The sequence below is a fragment of the Blautia hydrogenotrophica DSM 10507 genome (assembly GCF_034356035.1).
GTDB classification, from domain to species: domain Bacteria; phylum Bacillota; class Clostridia; order Lachnospirales; family Lachnospiraceae; genus Blautia_A; species Blautia_A hydrogenotrophica.
The window spans coordinates 3,097,887-3,122,421 of sequence record NZ_CP136423.1; the positions used below are offsets into that span (position 1 = coordinate 3,097,887).

21 protein-coding genes, 1 tRNA gene and 2 pseudogenes are annotated in these 24,535 nt (G+C 44.7%); 10 read left to right on the forward strand and 14 right to left on the reverse strand.

Annotated features, from left to right (window positions below):
* Positions 1–55: 55 nt before the first annotated feature.
* The 7 genes from BLHYD_RS14880 to BLHYD_RS14910 form a co-directional block, all read right to left on the reverse strand.
* Positions 56–580 carry an IbrB-like domain-containing protein gene (locus tag BLHYD_RS14880; protein ID WP_005950667.1) on the reverse strand — a complete coding sequence of 175 codons (525 nt, stop codon included), beginning with the start codon at positions 578–580 and terminating at the stop codon, positions 56–58.
* Positions 570–1,901 (reverse strand): phosphoadenosine phosphosulfate reductase, encoded by a 1,332-nt coding sequence (locus BLHYD_RS14885; protein ID WP_021844475.1) that lies wholly within the window; start codon positions 1,899–1,901, stop codon positions 570–572. Before BLHYD_RS14885 ends, BLHYD_RS14880 begins: the two co-directional genes overlap by 11 nt.
* A 387-nt stretch (positions 1,902–2,288) precedes the next feature.
* Positions 2,289–2,362 (reverse strand) — tRNA-Arg (locus BLHYD_RS14890).
* Positions 2,363–2,437: 75 nt separating this feature from the next.
* Positions 2,438–3,670 (reverse strand): ABC transporter permease, encoded by a 1,233-nt coding sequence (locus BLHYD_RS14895; protein ID WP_005950662.1) that lies wholly within the window; start codon positions 3,668–3,670, stop codon positions 2,438–2,440.
* Between the two features lie 23 nt (positions 3,671–3,693).
* Positions 3,694–5,367, reverse strand: a complete 1,674-nt coding sequence (locus BLHYD_RS14900; RefSeq protein ID WP_005950660.1) for an efflux RND transporter periplasmic adaptor subunit — start codon at positions 5,365–5,367, stop codon at positions 3,694–3,696.
* A gap of 12 nt (positions 5,368–5,379) precedes the next feature.
* Positions 5,380–6,078, reverse strand: a complete 699-nt coding sequence (locus tag BLHYD_RS14905) for an ABC transporter ATP-binding protein (protein ID WP_021844473.1) — start codon at positions 6,076–6,078, stop codon at positions 5,380–5,382.
* A 192-nt stretch (positions 6,079–6,270) separates the two neighbouring features.
* Positions 6,271–6,747 (reverse strand): hypothetical protein, encoded by a 477-nt coding sequence (locus BLHYD_RS14910; RefSeq protein WP_005950656.1) that lies wholly within the window; start codon positions 6,745–6,747, stop codon positions 6,271–6,273.
* A gap of 299 nt (positions 6,748–7,046) precedes the next feature.
* On the opposite strand from BLHYD_RS14910, the gene glgB reads away from it, so the two are divergent.
* On the forward strand, positions 7,047–8,867 hold the full coding sequence (gene glgB, locus BLHYD_RS14915; RefSeq protein WP_005950652.1) for a 1,4-alpha-glucan branching protein GlgB: 1,821 nt from the start codon (positions 7,047–7,049) through the stop codon (positions 8,865–8,867).
* A gap of 248 nt (positions 8,868–9,115) precedes the next feature.
* Here glgB and BLHYD_RS14920 read toward each other — a convergent pair whose 3' ends face one another.
* The gene (locus tag BLHYD_RS14920; RefSeq protein ID WP_005950648.1) at positions 9,116–9,748 is read right to left on the reverse strand and encodes a transcription repressor NadR; all 633 of its coding nucleotides are present in this window, start codon (positions 9,746–9,748) and stop codon (positions 9,116–9,118) included.
* Between the two features lie 121 nt (positions 9,749–9,869).
* Between BLHYD_RS14920 and BLHYD_RS14925 the strand changes: the two genes are divergently transcribed.
* Both BLHYD_RS14925 and pepT read left to right on the forward strand, forming a co-directional pair.
* Positions 9,870–10,724, forward strand: coding sequence for a Cof-type HAD-IIB family hydrolase (locus tag BLHYD_RS14925; RefSeq protein ID WP_021844470.1), 855 nt, complete (start codon positions 9,870–9,872; stop codon positions 10,722–10,724).
* A gap of 132 nt (positions 10,725–10,856) precedes the next feature.
* Complete coding sequence (pepT, locus tag BLHYD_RS14930) at positions 10,857–12,101, forward strand: peptidase T (protein ID WP_005950282.1); 1,245 nt, start codon at positions 10,857–10,859, stop codon at positions 12,099–12,101.
* A 75-nt stretch (positions 12,102–12,176) separates the two neighbouring features.
* On the opposite strand, the gene BLHYD_RS14935 is transcribed toward pepT, so the two are convergent.
* Both BLHYD_RS14935 and BLHYD_RS14940 read right to left on the reverse strand, forming a co-directional pair.
* On the reverse strand, positions 12,177–13,973 hold the full coding sequence (locus tag BLHYD_RS14935) for an aminopeptidase P family protein (RefSeq protein WP_005950280.1): 1,797 nt from the start codon (positions 13,971–13,973) through the stop codon (positions 12,177–12,179).
* 71 nt (positions 13,974–14,044) lie between these two features.
* A complete protein-coding gene (locus tag BLHYD_RS14940) occupies positions 14,045–14,707 on the reverse strand; it encodes a Crp/Fnr family transcriptional regulator (protein ID WP_021844468.1) in 663 nt (220 codons plus the stop codon).
* Positions 14,708–14,800: 93 nt separating this feature from the next.
* Here BLHYD_RS14940 and BLHYD_RS14945 point away from each other — a divergent pair, with 93 nt between their 5' ends.
* Both BLHYD_RS14945 and hcp read left to right on the forward strand, forming a co-directional pair.
* Positions 14,801–15,484, forward strand: coding sequence for an ATP-binding protein (locus BLHYD_RS14945; RefSeq protein WP_005950276.1), 684 nt, complete (start codon positions 14,801–14,803; stop codon positions 15,482–15,484).
* Between the two features lie 44 nt (positions 15,485–15,528).
* A complete protein-coding gene (gene hcp / locus BLHYD_RS14950) occupies positions 15,529–17,100 on the forward strand; it encodes a hydroxylamine reductase (RefSeq protein WP_005950274.1) in 1,572 nt (523 codons plus the stop codon).
* Positions 17,101–17,414: 314 nt separating this feature from the next.
* Here hcp and BLHYD_RS14955 read toward each other — a convergent pair whose 3' ends face one another.
* Positions 17,415–17,840 carry an N-acetyltransferase gene (locus BLHYD_RS14955; RefSeq protein ID WP_005949986.1) on the reverse strand — a complete coding sequence of 142 codons (426 nt, stop codon included), beginning with the start codon at positions 17,838–17,840 and terminating at the stop codon, positions 17,415–17,417.
* Positions 17,841–18,008: 168 nt separating this feature from the next.
* Between BLHYD_RS14955 and BLHYD_RS14960 the strand changes: the two genes are divergently transcribed.
* Positions 18,009–18,446: a MarR family winged helix-turn-helix transcriptional regulator gene (locus tag BLHYD_RS14960; RefSeq protein WP_021844466.1), complete on the forward strand. Its 438-nt coding sequence runs from the start codon at positions 18,009–18,011 to the stop codon at positions 18,444–18,446.
* Between the two features lie 4 nt (positions 18,447–18,450).
* Positions 18,451–19,854 (forward strand): MATE family efflux transporter, encoded by a 1,404-nt coding sequence (locus BLHYD_RS14965; RefSeq protein ID WP_005949982.1) that lies wholly within the window; start codon positions 18,451–18,453, stop codon positions 19,852–19,854.
* On the opposite strand, the gene BLHYD_RS14970 is transcribed toward BLHYD_RS14965, so the two are convergent.
* On the reverse strand, positions 19,851–20,432 hold the full coding sequence (locus tag BLHYD_RS14970; RefSeq protein WP_005949980.1) for an SOS response-associated peptidase: 582 nt from the start codon (positions 20,430–20,432) through the stop codon (positions 19,851–19,853). The genes BLHYD_RS14965 and BLHYD_RS14970 overlap by 4 nt on opposite strands.
* Before the next feature lie 135 nt (positions 20,433–20,567).
* A pseudogene (locus BLHYD_RS14975) lies at positions 20,568–20,787 on the reverse strand (ABC transporter ATP-binding protein); the annotation flags it as partial.
* A gap of 301 nt (positions 20,788–21,088) precedes the next feature.
* Between BLHYD_RS14975 and BLHYD_RS14980 the strand changes: the two are divergent.
* Both BLHYD_RS14980 and BLHYD_RS14985 read left to right on the forward strand, forming a co-directional pair.
* Entirely contained in the window at positions 21,089–21,559 is a 471-nt protein-coding gene (locus BLHYD_RS14980; RefSeq protein WP_005949976.1) for a GNAT family N-acetyltransferase, read from the forward strand.
* A 359-nt stretch (positions 21,560–21,918) separates the two neighbouring features.
* On the forward strand, positions 21,919–22,362 hold the full coding sequence (locus BLHYD_RS14985; RefSeq protein ID WP_005949974.1) for a GNAT family N-acetyltransferase: 444 nt from the start codon (positions 21,919–21,921) through the stop codon (positions 22,360–22,362).
* Positions 22,363–23,141: 779 nt separating this feature from the next.
* On the opposite strand, the gene BLHYD_RS14990 is transcribed toward BLHYD_RS14985, so the two are convergent.
* On the reverse strand, positions 23,142–23,882 hold the full coding sequence (locus tag BLHYD_RS14990; RefSeq protein ID WP_005949972.1) for a TraX family protein: 741 nt from the start codon (positions 23,880–23,882) through the stop codon (positions 23,142–23,144).
* A 423-nt stretch (positions 23,883–24,305) separates the two neighbouring features.
* Between BLHYD_RS14990 and BLHYD_RS17555 the strand changes: the two are divergent.
* Positions 24,306–24,476 (forward strand): annotated as a pseudogene (locus BLHYD_RS17555) (TnpV protein); the annotation flags it as partial.
* Between the last annotated feature and the right edge of the window lie 59 nt (positions 24,477–24,535).

Genomic DNA, 24,535 nt, shown 5'->3' on the forward strand with positions numbered 1-24,535 from the left:
GAGTTTTACATCTCCCATAATTCCGCCAAAGAATTAACTTCTTTGGCGGAGTTTTTTATGTATCTTCGTCCGCAGGAACCCAAGCTTTTCCAAATTTCACATCCTTGAAAAGAGCTGCCAAGCCTGTGATCTGCTTCAGCCGCAAAATCTCATCCTTATCCATTCCAAGATGCTTAGAAATCCACTCATCAGACCGTCCAAGCTCATGTAGCTCCTTGACAATATTACTCATCAAATCTACATCGTGGTTTCCTCTGGCACGATTGTGCCGAATCGTACTTGCCATCCTCTGATCTAAAGGTTTCTCTATCACAGAGACCGGGAGCATTCCTTTCTCGCGTTCATAGATATCCTGATGTTCCTTGATGATTCGATAACGATGAAAACCATCCACAATCACGTACAGGTCCTCTACTTTTGCGTAATAACATACAATTGGCATTGTATAGCCATCTTCTTTAATGCTTTCGTACAACAGCTTCATCTCCGGCGGAGCCACCGCATTGGGATTATAAGTATTTGCCTTTATTTTCTCCACTGGAACTGCAATGACGTTATAAGCAGGACTTTTAAACTCCATAATTAATCTCCTCGATACTTTTATACTTTCTCCGGATAATATCTACTCTTTTTTGCTGCTGCCTCGTCATACCAAATCCCATAAATCTACAGATATGATCGTTTTTTAAAATGCAGTAGCACATTCTCTTCCAACTGGGAATATCTTTGCTGGACTTGATATCGTCCGTATCATCTGGAATTTTCCCCACAAATACCACCCGTGATTTCTTACTTCTGGTATAGTTAGAAACACCATTCCTGCGGATATTGTATCCATGTTCTTCCAATTCCTGAATTACATTTTCATCCAACCCTCCGCCCGTGGTATGCCAAAATTTAATAGAGGTATTAAATTTTTTTACGTAATTATTCCTGAGTCTGACCGGTAAAGTATCCAACAAAAACATGGTGTAAGATTTCCAAGTATGCCCCTCTGGCAGAGTAATATTACGATATCCCATGGCTTTTGACTTACTGTAGATACACGCGAAATTCGCTCCCTGCACTCTTCCCACCAGCTTAACCCAAATCTCCGGGTCTATGACTCGATACAAATTAAGGGCATCCTTGGAATAATCATTAAACGGCGAAGCAACCCGCATCTGAGAAACCTTCAGCCCCGCTTTGTAATAGAGCTCATACAACTCATTGTAATCGTAATCAAACAGGTAATTGGCATGCCAGACATCATAAGTAGACCAGTCATACAGCGGCGAGGCACACCAGACATTTTTGAAATGCTTGCTAATCCAGCACTCTCCTTTATACCCATACTTCTTATTCAGAAAACCACTGTATCTTTGAAGAGATTCATCCGCGCGGATTCCCAGCAAACAGACGGTCTTTTTCTTTCCATGAGATAATTGATACCATCTGCCAAACTGCTTCGCCAAATCCTCCTGATGCATTCGATAGTGATAAGTAGTCATCGGATTATTGTCTAAATTAATCACGTACTCCTTTTGAGGCATCTGGCGAACCCAACTATCCTTTTTGGTGTCGTCCCAGGGATACCAATACATCTCATAACTACTCAAAGCCGTTCTAGTCGCCATCGGCAGACAAACCCAATAAGGCTCCACTTCATCTTTGATGCGCTCAAAAGTTCTCTCTACATACTCTGTCGTCACCGTATACTGAGCCTCAAAGTCTTGGTGAAACACTCCCAGTGTTTTTTCTGGATAATACTTTTTCCGATAGTCCATAACCAGATTCAATAACAGACCGCTATCCTTTCCTCCTGAAAACGAGACATATATATTATCAAATTCCTCAAACAAAAATTTCAAGCGGTTCTGGAGGGCTTCAAATACATCTTGCTCTAAATATTCCCTTACCATGGCAATCCCCCTATGATTCATGATGAATTTTCCAATATTTTCCAGGTACTATTTAAAGGTTAATTTAGCACAATCCGACATGAAATTCAACAAAACACGACAAAATTCACGAACACTTCCCCAATCTCTTTCACCTTAAAGGTGTGCCTCACTTTGTGCGCCAAGATTTTTCTACAAAAAAAGAATCCTGCTTGCAAGATTCTCCGCTTGTGGCAGGACGCAAAATTCCATCTTCCACTTTGACGCAATAGCGCAAAAACGATAAAATTTCCATGTTGCGGCGTGTACATCCTACCCAGAGGATTTTTAATTTTCCTGGAAATCCAACAGATTTTCCTAGTAAACAAAAAATAGGTGTCTAACCTACAGTTAAACACCTATCTACTACGTGCGTTAGAGGATTCGAACCCCCGACCTTTTGGTCCGTAGCCAAACGCTCTATCCAGCTGAGCTAAACGCACACATATAATATTTTCATATTGCCCTCGCAACATTAGTTATTATATGGCATTTATACTCAGATGTCAAGCATTTTTTTAATTTCTTCTCAAAGCTTCAATTGGACTTAATTTTGCCGCTTTTTTAGCCGGATAAATTCCAAAAAAGACTCCGACTGCGCAGGCAAACGCCGTCGCGATCAATATCGTTCCCGGGCTGATGCCAGGAGAAATCGCCATCTCCATGGACTGACTGATAATCGAACATATCCCAAACGCTGCTGCAATGCCTAGAACAATTCCTATGATACCTCCAATCGCCGTGATAATCGCCGATTCCGCCAAGAATTGCATCATAATCGAGGAAGTTTTTGCGCCCAGAGATTTTCGAATACCGATCTCTCGGGTACGCTCCGTGACAGACACCAACATAATATTCATAACTCCGATACCGCCTACCAGCAAAGAAATTCCAGCCACAAAGGAGATAAATGCTGTCACCATTCCCATCATCTGGTTCATAACCTTCAGCACATCTTGAAAACTCTGTACCTGATAATAGTCCTCCCCTGCACTCTGGTGATTTCTTTCCAGCACATGCAGGGCCTTTTCTGTGACAACTTTAGAATCCACAGACTTATTTCCTATGATGGTCACACTATAGAACTCCTCTATTCCTTCCATTACGTCTGACAGAGAAGTATAAGGAACTGTAATATAGGAAGGCATCCCTTCATAAGTATAGCTGACAAAAGTACCGTTCTCTTTTTGCTCTGTGACTCCCACAATCCGATAGGTCTTCGTGATGTCGTAGCTGGTCACGTCTATATCCATTCCCACTACATCATCCGTTCCAAAAAGTCTCTTCGCATCCATGTCAGAAATCACGCATACATTTCTGGCCTCTGCCACATCCGCATCGGTGAAATAATTTCCACGCTTCATGGAATCATTGTTCACCATTTTTGCATCTTCCGTATCGCCGGTGAGATACAGTGAAAAGTTGCCTTTTCCGGTCGTCGTTTCCCCGACTAATGTTGAGGCTACAGATACACCATCTACTTCATCCAGAGCCTTCAGATCTTCCAAATCGTCTGGGGTAATCCATTCTTCCGCCTTCTGAGCATCTTCGCTGCAATTGATATAGATCTGCCCTACACCCACGTCATTGATCTCACTATTCATCTGATTCGTCGTTCCCTGCCCTATAGAGACAATCGCAATGACAGAAGAAATACCAATGATGATACCCAGCATAGTCAGAAATGAACGCCCTTTATTGGCCAATATATTGTGTATGGCCATTTTTACATATTCTATCATATTACCCATTGCGGTGCTCCTTTCCGTCTTGCCTACTCTTTTTCCTCTGTCGCAGTCACCGCATCGCCTTCCTCATGATCTCCGATATCCGTGAGTACCTGATCGCCCTTTTTCAGCCCCTTCTTAATCTCTACCTTAGTATCTGAGGAGATGCCCGTCTTTACATTTTTCTTAACGATCACTCCGTCCTCGATAACATAACAGAAAGAACCTTCTTTTCCGATATTTACGACCTCCACTGGAACCGTAACCACATTCTTGGCTTCTTTGGCATGAATCGTCGCCTTCGCGTCCACTCCGATAAAGATGTTGTCGTCTGGATTATCAATATCCACACTCACCGAGATCGTCGCCGCACCTTTCTCATTCGGAGTTGCTATTCTGCTAATCTTCGTCACAGTTCCTTTATAAGTATAATCACCTATGGTAATAACCGCTTTCTGACCTTCATCCAGCTTATCATAGTCGTACTTAGAAATATTCAAATCCACACTTACATTGTCAAGACTCTTAATCGTAAACATTTCCATACCCTGAGTCGTGGTAGCTCCCTCCACCACCTTCGAGTCGGAAATTACACCGTTAAACTCAGCCTGAATGCCTTTCTTTCCTTCAATAACCAATTCCTTAGCTGTCTTTGTCTCCATCTCAGCCAGGTTATTGGTGATCTTCATCTTCTCTTTCTCTTCTTCTGTCAAGGCATTTGGATCGGCCTCAGCCTCAGCCTTCTTTGTGGCCAGCTCGGACTGTAGTTCTGCCAAATCACTGGACGCCTGTTCTATGGCCACCTCCAGATCTGAAGTATCCACCATAACTGTAGTCCCTGTCTCACTGCCCCCCGTCATAGCTGTACTGTCTGTGTCCATGGTCGGTATCTGCGCTTTGACCTCCTGGAGATTGGACTGCGCATCCGTCTTTGCCGCTACTGCATCTTCATAATCATAGGTCGCCTCATCCAATGCTGAGGAAAGGGCAGAATTATCTGGGTCCTTCTTATAGGCTCTCTCAGCCTCACGTTTTGCTTTTAGACACTCTTGTACCTTCGCTTCTGCCTTAGTCAAAGCTTCTTTTGCGGCAGCGACATTCTCGCTGTACTCTTCCATTTGAGCTTCGTATTCTTCTTTGGCCTGCTGCGCCGCCTCTTGGGCCTCTTCCTGCGCCTGCTCAACCTGTGCCTGAGCATCATTTTGAGCATCGAGCTGAGCCTGCGATAACTGCTCTTTTAAATCATACACATAAGCTTCCTGACTGTCCACCATGGCTTGCAGTTCGTCTACACTCGCCGCTGCAGCCGCTTGTTTATCCACCGCTTTGTTAGACTTCTTCACTGTATTTTCATAGTCCAATTCTCCAGATTTCTGGTTCAGCTCTGCCTTCTGGTCTTCTTTCTCCAAATCTTCCAGATTGTATGTAATCAGTTGAGTACCCTTTTTCACACTGTCACCCACTTCAAAATCCATTTTGTCAATCTTTGCGTTAACCGGTGAAAAATAGGTCTTTGTCTCATTACTTTCCACTGTACCGGAAGCGTCCACTTCCTGGGTTACATCCCCAACCTCAGCAGTAACTGCCTCCACAGACGCACTGGTCTCCTCCGTGCCACTGCCCTTTCCAAAAACTGCAATCACTCCAATGCAGACAATAACCACTGCGGCAACCCCTATCATTATTTTTGTTTTCTTGGTTCTTTTCTTCCCCTTTTTCACAACAGCTTCCTCCTACTCTTTAAAGTTCTCATTTAAAATGTCAGACTCTATCTTCCCATCCATGATACGCACTACCCGCCTGGCTTGATCTGCAATTCCGTTATCATGGGTAATTAAAATTACGGTCCGTCCATTCTTATGCATATCTTTCAGAATAGACAGAATTTCTCGGCTGGAGGCTGAATCCAGATTTCCAGTAGGCTCATCGGCCAAAATCACCGGAGGCTTGGCCGCAATCGCCCTGGCGATGGCCACCCTCTGCTGTTGTCCTCCAGACATCTCATTGGGTTTGTGATGCACTCGCTTATCCAAGCCTACCATATGTAAAGATTCCATTGCCAGCTGACGTCTTGTCTTTTTGTCAATTCCTCGATAAATCAAGGGCAGTTCCACATTCTCCACAGCTGTCAGATTTGGAATCAAATTAAACCCCTGAAAAATAAAACCGATCTCTCTGTTTCGCACTTCTGACAAGTCATTATCAGCCATCGTGGACACATCAGTACCATTTAGAAAATACTCCCCTGAAGTCGGTACATCCAGACATCCCAGCATATTCATAAATGTTGATTTTCCCGAACCCGACTGGCCAATAATAGCTACAAATTCTCCTTGAAAAATTTCTAAATTCACATGATCCAAAGCCCGAACCTCATTCTCCCCCGGATTGTAAATTTTACACATGTCAACAACGCGAATTAATGGCTCCATACTCTCTCCTTTTAAACTTCCTCGATCACTAAAGCATACATTTTCAGAACACTTAAGTCTACTGCCAAATTTATCCTGAAAAGAAAAGCAGGAGAAGAGGGCTGCCCCGCCCTGCTTCTCCCTGTCATCTCTCATTTCTGCCTTTCAAGCTCGTTTTTCTTTTAAACAACGAATGTCTTTCTCTTTTTTGTATCAAATCGTTTTCTCACTCTCCTGCGGTTCATTGACTTCTTTGTTTTTCAATCCTCCCCACAGGTACAAGAAAGGAACGATCAACATCACAATTGTACTGATAATACCTGCAACTGTCACGCCCGTCGTCATAGCTGAGTAACCAAAATTAAATACAAAGTACACAATCAGCAGAATTCCCATGATGACACAGATTCCGGCTTTTTCTGTCTTCTTTGAGTACATAACTCCAAGAATTCCGGCCACCAGAAATATCACTGCTCCCACCGCCACGTAGATAATTGAAAACAGCAGTGACTGAGAAGTGACTCCGCTTTGTTCTAATACCGCCATCACCTCATCTGTCATATTTCCTGAGGTCATGGCCTGATAGCTCATCATAGAACCTGCTGTACTCAAGACCAGAAATACTCCATAAATAATACAAAGAATTCCTGTTACCTTCAAAAAACTTCTTCCGGGTGCATTCTTCTCCATACTCCTACTCCTCTTAAAATACTTTATTGAACAATTTCAACTATTAATGTTTATTGTATTCCCCCAAGCCTTATTTGTCAATTTCGGAACCTTACAGAATTCTTAAATCTTTCGAAAATTTCATTCAATTTTTGAAAACCCTGCGTAATTTCCTTTTCTCCCACCTTCACTTGTAGTATACTTAAACCATTGAATACATGCGCAAAATCAGCCATTAAAAGCCTATTTTCCCGCTGATCTTCCGCTTGTGCGAGGGAATTGGTTTCATAACGAAACTAGCACAGAAATGGAGGTTAACAATGATAAATATACAAGATTTTTACATCGGAAAAACTTTTGATGCTCACACCTATTTCGGGGCTCACCTGGAAAAAGATGGAGTCTGGTTCCGCGTATATGCCCCCTGCGCCGAGAAAGTGTCTCTGATCGGAGATTTCAATCAATGGCAAGGGCAATGGATGGAGCGCTGCGAGTATCACGGTGTCTATCAACTATTTCTGTCAAATGCTAAGCCAGGAATGCTCTATAAATACAAAATCTACGGCGGCGGCCGCGTGACAGATCACTGCGACCCCTACGGTTTTGGAATGGAATTGCGCCCAGGAAGTGCTTCCGTCATCGTTGACCTGAAAGAATACCATTTTCAAGATAGTAATTGGCTAAAACAACGCCAAAAATCTTACGAACAGCCTATGAACATCTATGAAATGCACCTGGGTTCCTGGAAGACGAAATCCGAAACTTCATCTTCCTGGTACACTTACGACGAGTTAGCTAAACCCTTGATCAGTTATCTGTCAGAAAACGGCTACAACTATGTGGAATTCATGCCCCTTTGCGAACACCCTGCGGACTGTTCCTGGGGCTACCAAACCACCGGCTATTTCAGTCCCACCTCCCGATATGGAACCGCCGCACAGCTAAAGGCTTTGGTGGATGCCTGTCATCAGGCCAGAATCGGCGTCATTATGGATTTCGTCCCTGTCCATTTTGCCATGGACGACTATGGTCTTGCTCTATTCGACGGCACACCTCTCTATGAATATCCTAACGACGCTGTGGGGCAAAGCGAATGGGGCACCTGTAATTTTATGCACTCCCGAGGTGAAGTGTGCTCTTTTTTACAGTCCGCCGCCAACTACTGGCTCTCGGAATTTCATTTCGACGGAATCCGTATGGATGCCATTAGCCGGATTATCTACTGGCAGGGTGACCCTTCTAGAGGAGTCAACAAAAATGCTGTGGAGTTCGTCCGCTTTATGAATCAAGGCCTCCATCGGCTGCACCCCACCGCTGTCCTAATCGCAGAAGACTCCACAAATTTCCTGAAGGTAACTGCTCCTGTGGAATATGATGGACTTGGCTTCGACTACAAGTGGGATTTGGGGTGGATGAACGATACCCTAAATTACTTTAGGACTCCTCCCTGGGAGCGTCCTGCCCATTATCACGATCTTTCTTTTTCTATGGACTATTTCTACAATGAACTGTATCTGCTTCCCTTTTCCCATGATGAAGTCGTACACGGCAAAGCGACTATCCTCCAGAAAATGTGGGGCGATTACGAATACAAATTTCCTCAGTGCCGGGCACTCTATGCTTATATGTATCTGCATCCAGGGAAAAAGCTGAATTTTATGGGAAATGAAATCGGCCAGTTCCGCGAGTGGGACGAAAGCCGCCCCCAGGACTGGGATATTCTCAAATATCCCCTACACGACGCTTTTCACCGGTATATTCAGACTCTAAACAAATACTATCTGTCTTTAGACGCCCTGCATGCAAAAGAATATCACAAAGATTACTTTCACTGGTTGCAGATTAACGCCGCTGAAAACTCTGTATATATTTTCCAGCGGGGGTTGGGCGAGGGCGCAGTCATCGGTGTATTTAACTTCTCAGATCAACTCTGGGAGTCCTATCCCTGTACTTTTCCTGAAAAGACGCGGGTTCAAGAGCTGCTGAGCAGCGACTGGGAGATCTACGGAGGGAGCACCCCAGTTCCCCGCCGCAAGGTTCATTCCACCAAGACAGTGGGGAAACAATATCTTCTAACTCTAGATTTACCACCATTCAGCGCGAGAGTTTTTCAGGTATTATCTTCTGGCGGCAAAAAATAAACCGTTACGTAAAAAAGAATCCTGCTTGCAGGATTCTCCGCCTGTGTCGGGGTGCAAAGCGCCATCTTCCACTCCGCCGCAGTGCGCTCCACGCAGAACGTTTGTGTGATAGGAAAGAGCTTTTACGCATTAGCGTGACAACATCTTTCCTATTACACAACAAAGTGGGCAAGCCTGCTTCAACTCCAAAAAAATCCCGTGAGACCCTTTATTTCTCAGCAGTCCCACGGAACTCCCCAAGTTCTCCATCAACTTCCGGCATCTTCACTTTTTAAGGATTTCGTCGTCACCAAAAACTTTTTCTCCTTCAGTTTTCCTTCAATCACATCCAAAATCTGCTCGCTCTGTGCTCTGACTGTGTGATAATGATACCCGGAGGTGATCGTCATTAGCGGACTGTAAATCCCCTTGTTGATCTCATCCACGAACTCCTGGACCTGACTTCGGTTACTCACGGTCAAAGGAGCTCTGAGCTCCCCATATGGGTCATGCTCCACAAAGACATCCACAATCGTCCCCCCATAGTCTACGATCACATTCATCTCATCCTGAATCTGATCCCTCGTATGGTTTACATAAAACTCCCTTGTCACTCCCGAAGAAACCACACAGACATACCCCCGGTTGGTGGAGAGAATCTGATAATTTGCGGCTCGAAGCAATGCGATATCCTGCACAATCACCTGCCTGCTCACTCCAAACTTTTTCGCCAGAGCGGTTCCTGACAAAGGTTCCTGACTGGCATTCATCAAATTAATAATCATCTCTCGTCGCTGTTTTCCGTCCATGAAATTCCTCCTTTCTTTTAGAATACCAGTCTGTCCCTTGGTTTTCAAGTCATTCTGTTGACTTTTCACTGCCAGCCCCGGACTGACTGCCATTCACAAAATTCTCTCCAAAATATCCACAAACGGACAGCGATAGTGCTTGACCCCTCTCCCATATTCATGTAAGATACCCTCAGCGGATCTTCATATGAACATAGGAAAAGGAGGATTTTTCATGAAAATAAAAGAAAAAATATTGTTCACAGATCTGGACGGAACACTGCTGGACGATCAAAAAAATATTTCTCGTGAAAACATAGAAAACATCGAGACCGCCCTTCGTGGAGGCCATAAAATCGTAGTCACCACCGGTCGCCCTCTAGTAAGCGCAATTGCACAGTCCAAGTCGCTTGGTCTTGCCCATGAAGGATGTTACGCAATTGCCTTCAACGGTTCCTGTATCTATGACTTCTCAAAAAACAAAGTCGTTTACAGTGTACAATTTCCCAGGGAATATCTCAGAATCGTCTTTGACGAGGCTCACAAAGCCGGTCTCCATGTCCAGACTTACTGTGACCATGGAATACTCAGTGAGCGCGAGAACGAAAGTCTGAAGCGCTATTCCCAAGTTACCAAAGTATCCTATGAGATTGTGGATGACGTAACTACTGCCCTGGACTCAGACCCTTACAAAATCATTGTCATGGACTATCACGACAAAAATCGCCTCTACGATTTCCAAGATCATATCGCTCCAATGATTGAAGGAAAATTACAATCTTTCTTTTCCTGTGACTGGTACTTAGAATTCACTGCTCCCGGTATCTCTAAAGGTAACGCAGTCCGGCATTTATGCCAGATTTTGGATATTCCCCTGGAAAACTCCGTAGCTGTCGGAGACGCTGAAAATGACATTGCTATGCTAGACACTGCAGCCGTCGGCGCCGTAATGTCCAACGCAGAAAACGACATCAAACAACACGGAAATTACATTACTGAAGCTGACAATAATCACAGCGGTGTAGCGGAAGTGATTCGAAAATTTATCCTCTCGCCTTCCAATGAAACACCCCGCCGATCAGGACAATGAACTTAGCTCATCCGTATTTTTTTCGTTTTCCCGTTCATAATAAAGACATCCTTGTACCCGTGTGGAACAATCTTTGACCATGAAAATTTAAACACTTTGGATGCGAAAAAATAATTACAGGAGGATTTTTAAATGGATATCACACAACGATTCCTCAAATACGTCTCACAAAACACCCAGTCAGATCCTCTCTCTGACACCTTTCCTTCCAGCCCCTCTCAGCTTATCTTCGCAGATCTGCTGGCTGAAGAAATGAAATCCATAGGGATTTCTCAGGTAAACAGAGATGAAAATGGCTATGTCTATGGTCTTATTCCCGCCACTGTCCCTGATTCAAAGGGTGCAACCCTGGCTTTTCTGGCCCACATGGACACAGCACCGGACGCCTCAGGCGAAGCCGTCAAGCCCCGTATTATCAGAAAATATAATGGAAAAAATATTTTATTGAATGATAAAGAAAATCTCATCATGAGCCCTGAGGATTTTCCAGACCTGACCAAGTATATTGGCCAAGATCTGATCGTCACCGACGGAACCACTTTGCTAGGCGACGACAACAAGGCTGGAATCGCTGAAATTATGACTGCGGCAGAATATCTTTTGGCACATCCAGAAATTCCCCACGGCAATGTCTACCTGTGTTTCACACCGGATGAAGAAGTCGGAAAAGGCGTAGACTACATCAATCTAAAAAAACTTCCCGCTGACTTCGCCTACACTGTGGACGGCGGAGAAATCGGAGAAATAGAATATGAAAATTTCAATGCCGCTTCCGTCCAGATACAGATCACCGGACTTTCCATCCATCCGGGTTCTGCCAAGGGAAAAATGAGAAACGCCTCCTCAATTGCCATGGAGTTCGACCAGATGCTCCCTCGTTTTGAAAAACCGGAAAACACGGAAGGCTACGAAGGCTTTATTCATTTAACGGGAATGCAAGGCTGCGTGGAAACCGCCTCCTTGGAATACATCATCCGTGACCACGACAGAGAACTGTTTGCAAAGAAAAAAGAAAGAATGCATAAAATCGCGGCGTACCTGAACGAAAAATATGTGGAAGGCACTGTGAAACTTGATATCACAGACTCCTACTATAACATGAAAGAACAGATTATCCCCCATATGCATCTGGTGGAGAATGTTCTGAAGGTCTACGACAAGCTGAAAATCACGCCGAAGGTACAGCCAATTCGCGGCGGTACAGATGGAGCAAGGCTTTCCTTCATGGGCTTGCCCTGCCCAAACCTGGGAACTGGCGGCCATAATTTTCACGGTCCTTACGAATTCGTCTGCATCCAGTCCATGGAAAAATCCGTGCAGGTACTCATAGAATTGTGCAAACTCTATTCCACAGACCAAGCTTTCCATTCTGTTTGAAATCTACACCGCAATACTGCGGCGGGGTGCGTCAGCAATATTTTCATCTCCGCCGCAGTGCGATCATCCTACCTCTCAGCTGCACTTCAACGGTCTAGTATATTCTCTTAGCCATTGGGTCTCCTCTTCGTTCAGGTAAGGAGAAATCTTCTCAAACACCTGACTGTGATATGCGTTCAGGTACTCCACATCCTTTGGAGTCATAAGAGAGACCTCAATGCCGTCCAGATCAATGGGCACAAACGTCACAAACTCAAAACCCATAAACTGCCCGTACTCATTTTTTTCCAGCCTCTTGCAAAGCAATAGATTTTCTGTCCGGATTCCATGGCTGCCCTCCACGTACATTCCTGGTTCATCCGAGGTCAGCATTCCTTCCATCAAGACCTCTCCCGCCAGGTTCTTTGGTGTTGTCCTCCGATGTATTCCGGTGGGTCTCTCATGCACATTTAAAAGATAGCCAACTCCGTGGCCTGTCCCATGATTGAAGTCCAAACCGCGCTCCCAAAGAGGCCCTCGTGCCAGACAGTCTAGGCTCATACCATAAGTCCCTTCCGTAAACTGCGCATTTCCCAGGCGCAGCATTCCCATAGCCACCAAAGTGAAATGCTCCCGTTCCTCTTGCGTAAGTTCCCCTAAGACGATCGTCCTTGTAATATCTGTAGTTCCCTCATAGTACTGACCGCCGGAATCTACCAGATACAACCCCCTTGGCTGTAACTCCTGGTGATGCTCCTCGTCAGCCTGATAGTGACACATCGCAGCATTGGCGCCATAAGCCGAGATCGTGCCAAAGCTGGGTTCCAGATAGCCTTCCTGTTCCTTGCGCAGACTCTCTAGCTTGTCGGCTGCGCTAATTTCATCTATAGGAATTTTTCCTATATTATTTTTCACCCAATAGAGAAACCTGGTAACCGCCACTCCGTCCTTGATATGAGCTCGTCGGATATTCTCCATCTCTGTCTCGTTCTTTATTGCCTTTGCCCAGGTGGTTGGATTCATCCGGTCAATCACCACATTGGAATCATCCAGACTCTGACACAAGGTGTAGTTGACACAAGATTTTTCCAATAAAATCCGTTCTCCGCGCAGGCTTTTTACAAACTCATAGACCTCTTCATAAGGTTGCAGCCGTACTCCTAGACTTTCCAGATATTCTTTCATCTGACAGTTCACTGCCTGCGGCTGAATAAATAGAAGACAGTTTTGTTTTGTAACCACAAAATAGCTGAGCACCACAGGATTACAGGGAATATCGTTCCCTCGAATATTCAGCAACCACACAATATCGTCCAGAGTTGTCAGCAGATGTGCAGTGGCCCCTGCCCCTTCCATACTCTCTCTTAGCTCTAGAAGTTTAGCCTTTGCGCTCTTTCCCGCATACTTCTCATCCAAAACCCAGATTTCCCCGCTGGACAGCTCAGGCCGTCCCTCCCAGATCTCTCCCACCAGATCTCTGTCATACAAGAGAGTAATTCCTTTGGGTCTTAGCTCCTCCTGAAGTCCCTGGGCAAAAAGCTGATTGACCACCTTTCCGTCGAATCCCAGAGCTCCGCCTTGGGGAAGCTTCTCTTTTAAATATTCCTCCACTGTGGGAACTCCCTGTTCCCCCATTTTCATCAAACGAATCCCGCTCTCCTTAAGCTGCTGCGCAGCCTGTACGAAATATCTGCCGTCTGTCCAAAGACACGCCTCATCCTCTGTAATCACAGCTGTGCCCGCCGAGCCGGTAAAGCCTGTAATATATTCTCTGCACTTGAAATACGGACCTACATATTCCGATTCATGGTAATCCGCAGTGGGAACCAGGTAAGCATCCATCCGGCACTCCCGCATTTTAACCCTAAGTCTCTCCAATCTTTGTGGAATCATTGTTCTACCTCCTTACATCTCTGATCTCAATATCTCCTTTTCTTCTTTGCAACCGGTTCTGTGCCGCTTGCTCACTGTCGCAGCCAAAAGCTATTTTTTTGAAAATCCAAAAGCCCTTCCCTCTTCATCTTTGACAGTTCGTTTGACATAGCGCTGCGCTCAATTCCCAGATAATCCGCCAGCTCTTGCCTGTTAAAAGGAATCTGAAATCTGGAATTTCCCGCTCGAAGGGCCTGGTCTGAGAGATAGGACAGAAGTTTCTCTCTAGTAGTTCTCTGCGTGATATACTCGATTTTCTGATTCAGAAGCAGAGCGTGGCCTGCCAGGGATTGCAGCAAATTTCTGATCAAACGCACATGAAAATCGCAGGCGGAAGTACAGCTATTGGTCACTCTCTGTACGTCCAGATACAGCACTTTGACTGGTTCTGTAGCCATAATGCTCATATTTAGAGGCTGCTGACGCAGGCAGGCAAACACCTCTCCAAAAATCTGTCCTTCCGGAATTCTCGCGAGAATACTCCGTTTCCCCCAGTAGTCTTCCTTTATCAGGTGGACCGAACCTTGTAGCACCAGCCCCATCTCCAACAGATGATCTCCATTTCGGTAAAGAAAGTCCTTCTTTTCATAGGAACGAATATGAGCCTGCAAACATTTCAGCATTGCCAATATCTCATCCTCCTCAATTCCCCGAAAGAGCACCGATCTCTTCATCACTGACAAATATTCTCTCATCTTTCTCCTTTTTTGTTGTAAAAACAACATCTATGTTTCTTTTCTTATACTATACTATAGCCATCCGAAAAAGAAAAGCCAAAAGGAGAACATATGATACGTAAAATTATAAAGATCAATCAAGACTTATGCAATGGCTGCGGCGCCTGTGTCGCTGCTTGTCATGAAGGCGCAATCCAGATGGTAAACGGAAAGGCTGTTCTCACCCGCGAAGACTACTGTGATGGTCTAGGAGACTGTCTTCCCGCCTGTCCCACAGATGCGATCTCCTTCGAAGAGAGGGAAGCGCCTGCCTATGACGAGGCTGCTGTAAAAAAGGCGCAGGCAAAAAAAGCAAGTCCACTCCCCTGCGGATGTCCTGGAACTACGGCAAAGACTTTCACCCCCTCCCCCTGTTCGGCGACCGTCAGAAATACCAGTCAGCTTCGCCAATGGCCGGTACAGATCAAGCTTCTGCCTATCCAGGCTCCTTACTATGAACAGGCCGACCTCTTGATCGCCGCCGACTGTACCGCCTACGCCTATGCGAATTTCCATCAGGATTTTATTCAGGGACACATCACCCTCGTAGGTTGTCCAAAGCTGGATTCTGTTGATTACGCAGAAAAGCTCACTGCAATCTTTCGGGAAAATCAAATCCGAAGCGTCACTGTCGCCCGCATGGAAGTCCCCTGCTGCGGCGGTCTGGAACACGCAGTCCGCACCGCCATCGCTGCCAGTGGCAGAGACATCCCCTTAAAAGTCGCAACCATCTCCACCCAAGGAGAATTATTATAAAGTATATCCAGCAAATTTATAAATGCAAACAGGAGGATTTTAAAATGAGTCAGGAAATGTTTTGTTTTCAATGTGAACAGACAGCCGGATGTTCTGGCTGTACTAAAAAAACCGGTGTGTGCGGAAAATCCGCTGACACCGCTAAGCTTCAAGATGAGATTACAGGAGCGTTGATTGGCCTCGCCAAGTCTTTAGGGGAGAAACACGCTTCCAAAGAACAGATTCGCCTGATGGTCGAAGGGTTGTTCTCGACACTTACCAATGTAAATTTTGACAATGACGATCTGAACAGACAGCTATCCAAGATACGCGGCGTGAAGGCTCTGCTGGCCGACGCAGCGCCAGATTATTCCATGGAGCTTCTCTGGAACGCTCAGGAGGACATTCGTTCCTTAAAATCCCTGATTTTGTTCGGATTAAGAGGTGTAGCCGCCTATGCTTATCACGCAACGGTGCTAGGTTACGAGGACGACACCGTCAACCAGTTCTTCTTTGAGGCTATGCGCCTGCTGTCCAAAGACGGAGGAATGAATGATTTTCTTCCTACGGTTCTGAAAGTAGGAGAAGTCAACCTAAAATGCATGGAGCTTCTAGACCGAGCCAACACCCAGACCTACGGAATCCCTTCCCCTGTCACAGTGCCTTTGAAGGTGGAAAAAGGGCCTTTCATCGTCATCTCCGGCCATGACCTGAGAGACTTAAAACTTTTGCTGGAACAGACCGAGGGAAGAGGAATCCAGATCTATACCCACGGTGAGATGCTCCCGGCCCACGCTTATCCAGAGCTGAAAAAATACAGTCACTTAAAGGGGAATTTCGGAACCGCATGGCAGAATCAGCAGAAAGAATTCGCTGATCTCCCCGCTCCGATTTTGTTTACAACCAACTGCCTGATGCCGCCAAAGAGCAGCTACCAGGACCGCGTATTTACCACAGAGGTCGTCGCTTATCCTGGCATGGTTCACATCGGGGAAGACAAGGATTTCACACCTGTGATTGAGAAAGCCCTGGAACTTGGCGGGTACCGTGAGGACCAGAATTTTACTGGAATCAATGGCGGGACCCAAGTCACAACCGGCTTTGGACACCACACCATCTTATCTGTCGCTGACCAAGTCGCAGACGCAGTAAAATCCGGAGCCTTAAAGCATATTTTCCTGGTAGGCGGCTGCGACGGTGCGAGAGCCGGAAGAAACTACTATACAGAGTTCGTGCAGAAAACCCCGGCCGATACTGCCGTACTGACTCTGGCCTGCGGCAAATACCGATTCAATGACCTGTCCTTGGGAACGATCGGCAGTCTGCCCCGCCTGATGGACATGGGACAGTGCAATGATGCCTATGGAGCAATCCGCGTGGCGTCAGCTTTGGCCGAAGTCTTCCAGTGCGGCGTAAATGAGCTTCCCTTGACTTTGGTTCTGTCCTGGTACGAACAGAAGGCTGTCTGTATCCTGCTGACGCTTCTGCATCTTGGCATCCGCAACATCTATCTTGGCCCGAGCCTGCCGGCTTTCGTCTCTCCTAATGTGCTGAACTTCCTAGTAGAAAATTATCAGCTGACACCAATCAGTACTCCCGAGGAAGACCTGAAAAAAATTCTCAGCCCACAGGCATAACTTTCCGCGTGACAGCCTCTTGCCTGCAGCGCAAATCCTCATGCCGCCTGTCGGCGACACCTCCAAAAAGTATAAGCTGCGGATTGCTCCGTGCATTGCACTCCCGCAATCCTGACAGGCATTCGCACTCCGGCACATACGCCTGCGTGCTCATACCCGTTGCCCCGTCCAATGTCTGTGCGTCTCGGCAAGCAAGCTTGCCAGCCGCCCAGCTGTTGTCCGGGAGCTTATACAGTAAAAATATTGCCGTCCCTATCCTGCGTTTTCCAAACACGTCGGACGGGGACGGCCTTTTCTTAACATAAACGCTTTCTCTAAGCCTGACGCCAGCTCATCGTTTCAGTCACTTCTTTCGTATCCGATTCTATCTCTTCTGAAATAATACAGAATCCCTCCCGCCGGTAAAATTCCACCGCCGCTTTGTTTTTTTGATACACATGAAGAGTCAGATCAGAATGACCTGCCTTGACATAATTCAGTAATTGTCTGCCAATACCGGCGCGGCGAAATTCTCTTTTCACAAAAATTCCGGCGATATAATTTCCCTGCATTCCAATGAATCCTTTTATCACTTCGTCCGCTTCAAAAACATAGACTTCCGCCTCCAAAAGCTGCTCCTGCACTGACTCAAAATTCGATTTCCAGTACTCCTTTGAAATAAATGGATGGGCGTCTTCATTTCCACTGAGCCATATTTCCATAACCAGTTCTAAATCAGATTTCTGAAATTTTCGTACCATATTTTATCTTCCTCCTAATGTTTTGCGGTACAATTAACGGCAATGCTACATAAATAAATGCGATTGTCAAACGATCACAATGCTTCGCAATACGCACAAACGATTGACAGACGTCTTAAAATCCTATATACTATCAGTAGTTTACTTGTGAACCATAGGGAGGCGCTTATGAAAAAAAATGTAGAATCCATGCTGGGATATTTTTCCCAAATCAGGCGTGTCTATGCCAATGAGATCAACCTAAGATTTCAGAATGAGAATTTCTCTCCCAATGAAATCTCTATCCTCATTTTACTCTCCAACAACGAATCAATCAACACCAGTAGCCAGCTCCGATTGATTCTGGGAGTCTCAAAAGGTCTGGTCAGCAGAAGCATCGACTCTCTTTTGTCCCGGGAGCTGATCTCCTGTGTCCAGGACCCTCATGACAGAAGAGTTCAGCGGATTCATCTCACCCAGAAAGCCGCGCCTGTCATTCTCCGTCTAAACAAGGAAATCGCTGAGATCAACGAAGAATTGTTGGAAGATATTTCCGAAGAGGAGATCTCACAGATGGAGAGAACCATGAACAAAATTCTGGAACGTTTTAAGGAAAAGGAGAACTGATAAAATGAAACTGAAAATGTCTAGAGAAGTGGACTTAGGAAAAGAACCCGTCCGGCACCTACTATTTATATTGGCTGTGCCGTCCATCACTTCCCAAGTCGTAAACGCACTCTATAACATGGTAGACCGTATGTATATCGGTCATATTGCTGAGGTGGGCTCCACAGCTTTGACCGGCGTCGGCGTGTGTTTCCCAATTATTATGATTGTCTCAGCTTTCGCTGCACTCATGGGCATGGGCGGAGCTCCTAGAGCCAGTATTTCTATGGGGAAAAAAGACAACGAGACCGCTGAAAAAATTATGGGAAACTGCTTCGCTGCCCTGATCGTCGTAGCTCTGCTTCTGACCACAGCAGTTCTGTTGTTTCGGGAACCTTTACTCTATCTGTTCGGTGCCAGTGAAAACACCATTGTGTATGCTGACAAATACATCCGCATCTATGCCATAGGCACCATTTTCGTTCAGCTAACTCTAGGGATGAATGCTTTCATCTCCGCCCAAGGCTTCTCGAAAATCAGTATGCTGACTGTCATCATCGGCGCTGTCACTAACATCGTCCTGGACCCTATTTTCATCTTTGGATTGGGAATGGGTGTAGAAGGCGCGGCCCTGGCCACAATTTTATCCCAAGCGCTGAGCGCAGCCTGGGCAGTGAAATTCCTGTCTGGAAAGAACACAATATTGAGGCTAAAGAAGAAAAACTTTCGAATCAAGCCATCGATTCTGCTGCCCTGCGTGGCCTTAGGCGTCGCCCCCTTTACCATGCAGGCCACCGAGAGCATCCTGGTTCTCTGTTTTAATTCCTCTTTACTAAAATACGGCGGCGACTTGGCTGTGGGCGCGATGACCATCCTCTCTAGCGTCATGCAGTTTGCAATGCTGCCTCTACAGGGACTCACCCAGGGCGGACAACCAATCATCAGTTACAATTACGGGGCGCGTAACGCAGACAGGGTAAAACAAGCATTCAAACTGCAGACTATCTGCGCGTTCGGCTATGCGACAATCCTGTGGGCTGCTATCCAGCTAGTTCCCTCCGCTTTTGTCGCAATCTTCACCAACGATCCGCAGTTGTCTGAAATTACCCAGTGGGCCCTTAGGGTATACATGGCCGGAGTTCTTCTGATGGGACTTCAAATTTCCTGCCAACAGAGCTTTATCGCCTTCGGAAATTCCAAAATCAGCGCTTTCCTTGCTGTTTTTCGTAAGATCGTACTTTTGATTCCGCTGATTTTCATTCTCCCGTCTTTTATGACCGACAAAGTCCTGGCTGTCTTCCTGGCCGAGCCTATCGCAGATATCATCGCCGTCATGACCACAGTTACGTTATTTGCTCTGGAATTTAAGAAAATCATGAAAGATCTGCGCAGTGACCCAAATCCTTCTGAGTCTCTCTCGCGCAGCTAAAAAAGCGACAATTGCTCATACTCCTGGCTTCGCTCCAAGAGTGTGGGCTTTTTTTTGAGCAGTTCACTGACCGAATTTCCATCCAAAATCCAGGTTTTCACCTCATCTGGTTCCAAGACCAGAGGCATCCGGCTATGGACCCCAGCCACCGAGGCATTAGCCTCTGTCGTCAGAATCACAAAACATTTTTTATTCTCCCAGATGTGAAAGCAGCCCGCCATGTACAAAACTGAAGCATCCGCCCTCCAAAAGCTACACTTTTCTTTTCGGCTGTTCCACTCATAGAAGCCTCCCGCAGGAAGTACACACCTGCGAGTCTGGATATCCTCTGCAAAAGTTCTCTTCTCCAATGCGCTCTCAGCCCTGGCATTAATCAGCAAGCTGTCCTTTTGGAACCCTGGATAGCCCCATTTCATCCACCCTGCCTCTACCTGCCCCATTCCCTCGTACAGAGCAAGGCTTTCGTTTGACGGATAGATATCCCTCTTTTTGCCGAATTTCAAATCTCTGTCAATGCTCCGTACCAATGTCACAATCGCCTTCACTGCCGCATCATCAATATAATACCGTCCGCACATAACCCTACCTGCTTTCTTCTTTCTCTACTGATTATATGCCATTTCTCCCCTTCTCTGTCAAGGGAGGATCCCCGATATTTTCTGCTCACAAACCTCAAGTAAGTGAACAGTAACTAAAGCTTATCTCTGTCCTTCCTATTTCTCAACAAATCTCTGGTACAGGCCTTTCTCCTCTATCAATTCCGCGTGTCACGATACGGCCATCCTCAATCACCAGGATCTGCCTGCCGTATGGTGTTCAGACGATGGGCGATCACCAACCGTGTCTTTGCTCAGATATCGCCTGCTGAATGTAACGAGCAATGGATATTCGCTGTTTCTCACCGCCTGACAGAGTCATTCCACCTTTTCCCACCGCCTGCTTTTGACACCTATCTTGGAAGCTCCCTCTCGTTGGTCCTCGGTGAAAAATTGTTTAAAGCTGTTCTATCTGCTTTTTTTATCACTCTCAAAACGTTCCTACCAGATATCTTTGATAGCCGATAAATACGCTATCCTGCTGCCTTTGGCTAGTTAATTCTAACTATATCGTATTTCTCTTTCTCCTATCCTATCAACAACGACGCCAACCTTCGCGATTGCGAATCTCACATGGCGATGCTATAATAAAGACATTCTTAAAATTATTCAGTTTAAAGACTGTAGAAAGGATTTTTATGGAACTACATTTTGAGCCGATTACTGAAGAGAACAGAAAAGAAGCTGAGGCTTTAAGCCCTGCCCCTGGGCAAGAAAATTATATTGAAAGTGTTGCAGACTGCATGAGAGAAGCAGACGAACGGGACTCTTGGCGTCCGCTCGGTATCTATGACGGTAGCACACTGGTAGGGTTCGCTATGTATGGTTTTTTTCAGGAATATCTTCCGGCCGGCCGTGTCTGGCTGGACCGCCTGCTTATCGACCGTCATTTTCAACACAGAGGCTATGGCCAAATAGCCGTCTCCTGCCTGCTTAATAGAATTTGGAAGGAATATGGCTGCTCTAAAATCTACCTGAGCGTATACAGCGACAACACCGCAGCCATAAACCTCTACCGAAAACTAGGATTTGCTTTTAATGGTGAGTTGGACTTAAAAGGAGAAAAAGTAATGGTCTGTCACTCCCGTGGCTGGTCAGCAGAGCCTTGATATCCAGAAAACAATTCTGAATCAAAATCTGAATTTGCCGCATCCCTTCCAGAACAACCCACTTTTCCATCGTAAGTGCTTTTTCTAGCTGTTCGAAATGAGAATGCGGTAAATTTTCTCCATCTGTTTTTGATGCATAGAAAAAGACTCACCTAAGTTCGATTAGGCTTTCTATCTCCAACCTATTCCTCACACTGCGTATCGGACTTAAATTCCCCTCGATACTCGCATCTTTTCTAACCTTTTTATTGCCGCGGAATAGTTCTTCTTAAAAGCCCAAAAACGACAGCGTCAAAATAACCTGATATAATGTGTCCAGAAATAAATTAGATAAACATATTTTATAGAGGTATATTGATATGGAAATCAAAAAAGTGGAAAATCACAAAAAACAATTTCTCTCGTTATTGTTGCTGGCAGACGAGCAAGAAGATATGGTAGACAAATATATTGACAAAGGCGTCATGTATGTGTTAGACGATAATGGAATCAAAGGTGAATGTGTAATAACAGATGAAGGTGGAGGTGTGCTAGAAATCAAAAATATTGCCATCCTACCGAAATGGCAGGGAAAAGGATACGGCAGAGCTCTAATTGACTTCATCTCCGCAAAATATAGAGAAAAATACTCTGTACTCCAAGTCGGCACAGGGGATAGCCCGCTGACGATTCCTTTTTATGAAAAATGCGGATTTACCCGCTCCCACAGTATTAAAAACTTTTTTACAGACAATTACAACCACCCAATATATGAATGCGACATTCAGTTGGTGGATATGATCTATTTGCAAAGGAAACTATAAAGAAGTTACAGATGCATTGAATGTCTTTATTTTTGCTTAACAAATGAGGATGTGAACTCTACATGTCTTGAAGCTCTAACTGCTCATTAATCAATCTCCTATTTTGAAGAACTGTCTGAAAATCGGCCACACAGCCCCTTAACAATATAATCTACTTGCCTAGGAAGCCACCTACTCTAAAGAGAAAAGGACTGGTGTTTATGGTTAACATACAGCGACTTATTCAGGTTTGTTGTCTTGCTTTGTGCGGTTATACTCTTGTTGTAACATTTTGTAAACACAAAAATAGCGCCCTCACCCGCAAAGTGTAGCGCTAATTTCGGGGTTAAGACGTACTAATACAGCATTTAACGGTCATCTCTCTCAAAACACAGTACTCTAAAACAGAGGAATCTTCCAATGTTCTAAGTGAATGCCAAATTTATCTTATCCCTTTGCTGAACTGGGTTTATCAAAAGAAACTTACCGCCCTGATGAATCTACGACGTTCAGAAATGGCAGCTATATCAATCCATTCAGTTCCAATAAGTACCTGCATGAAACCGCTCAAAAAATCCTCGGAATGCACATCACTACTCACGCATTGCAGCACACCCACATCTCTTCGTTAACGACAGGTGGAATAGATATTGAATCCATCTTTCATTCTTAAAAAATAACCATAGACCGAAACAAATCATTTTAAATAACAACGGCTTCTGAAAGAATGAGGTTTTGAGGCTTCATCAAACCTGCAATGTTCCAACACTTACCGCCCACAAACTGAGAATTATATATTACTATTTTATTAGAAAATATTGAATACTCCACAGCACTAATAAATGCATTGGATAATACACATAAAATAACCATTTGTTCAGGAACTCGTATTTCCCAGACTTTTTTCCATTATAAAATACCAAAATTATAATCCCCGCCAAAATCCAAGCAATTATTGAATAAAAGCTATGCAATAAGGCATATCCTGATAAAAATGGATACGGTACATTAGTAGATGCATATCCTGGCACGTTCAACACAAAGAAAATAGCACACATTATTACCCATGCTTGGATTTGTTTTTTTCTATTTCCCCTGCTAAGTTTAAACAATATTGTAGCTATTGGAAGAATCAGCGCACAATCACACAGCACTGATAATAAAATCAAACCTAAAATAGATAATATCTTTTGAATTGTGTTTCGCTTACTTTCCATTATTGATAAAATACAAAGGCAGATTAAGAACGTGAACATAACATTCAGCTGGAAATATCCCATAGCTAACAAATAGGGGACCTCTGATATTAAGGCGAAAATAAACAAACGCTTTGCATAATTCTTTCGCGAATGGGTATAAAAATATCCTTCAACTAAGAAATAGCACATGGTGATTGAAGTAAAATACCCCATATCTTCAAATATTTCATATGCTATCGTATCAGGTATCATAAGGATATGCGCGATGTGGTTAAACGTCATCAAAAGGATTGCTAAATATTTTATGTGATCTCTATTTAAAATCTTATAATTCTTTTCCATACATCATTTACACTCTACTAGCAAAATACTATTAATACAGTATAATATAATTTAATAAAATGTACAAGCAAGACGGCATGTGAGACCTTTGCCTCTCCACATACCTTCTCCTCTCTGTTCCAATTCTAAGCATAATCTGCTATCCACATTCTTCTGTTTGTGGTTTTCAAGAGCCAGCATCCCACCACTGATACGAGTTTATTGAGAAACTCCAAGATTTCTTCCACAAGATTGCTATCTATGAAATCTACTTTCAGCAACTTTATTCTTACTTGCCGTTTCAATATCCGCGATCAATCTGTGGCAATCGGAGAACTGTCATGTATTGTACGAATATATCATACGATAGATTTTTTAATGGACAAGTATGTATGGGAAAGCGACGGTTTTTCGTATGAACTGCAAGAAGATTAACATCCCTTGTCTTACCTTGCCGATATTAATAACCAAACGCAGGAATATCTAAAAAGTTCTCATAGGAACAGATGAAACGGTCACAAGGTATCACAAAACTCCTTAAAATGGATGCAGAGAATCAATAACATACGAGCATGTGCAAAAGAAATGGTAGAAAAGGAAGTTATCTTTGCGTAAATACAAAGAGGCGGAATGGAGAAATCTTTGTCACAAATTTTTTTGAAAATAGTCTTGTT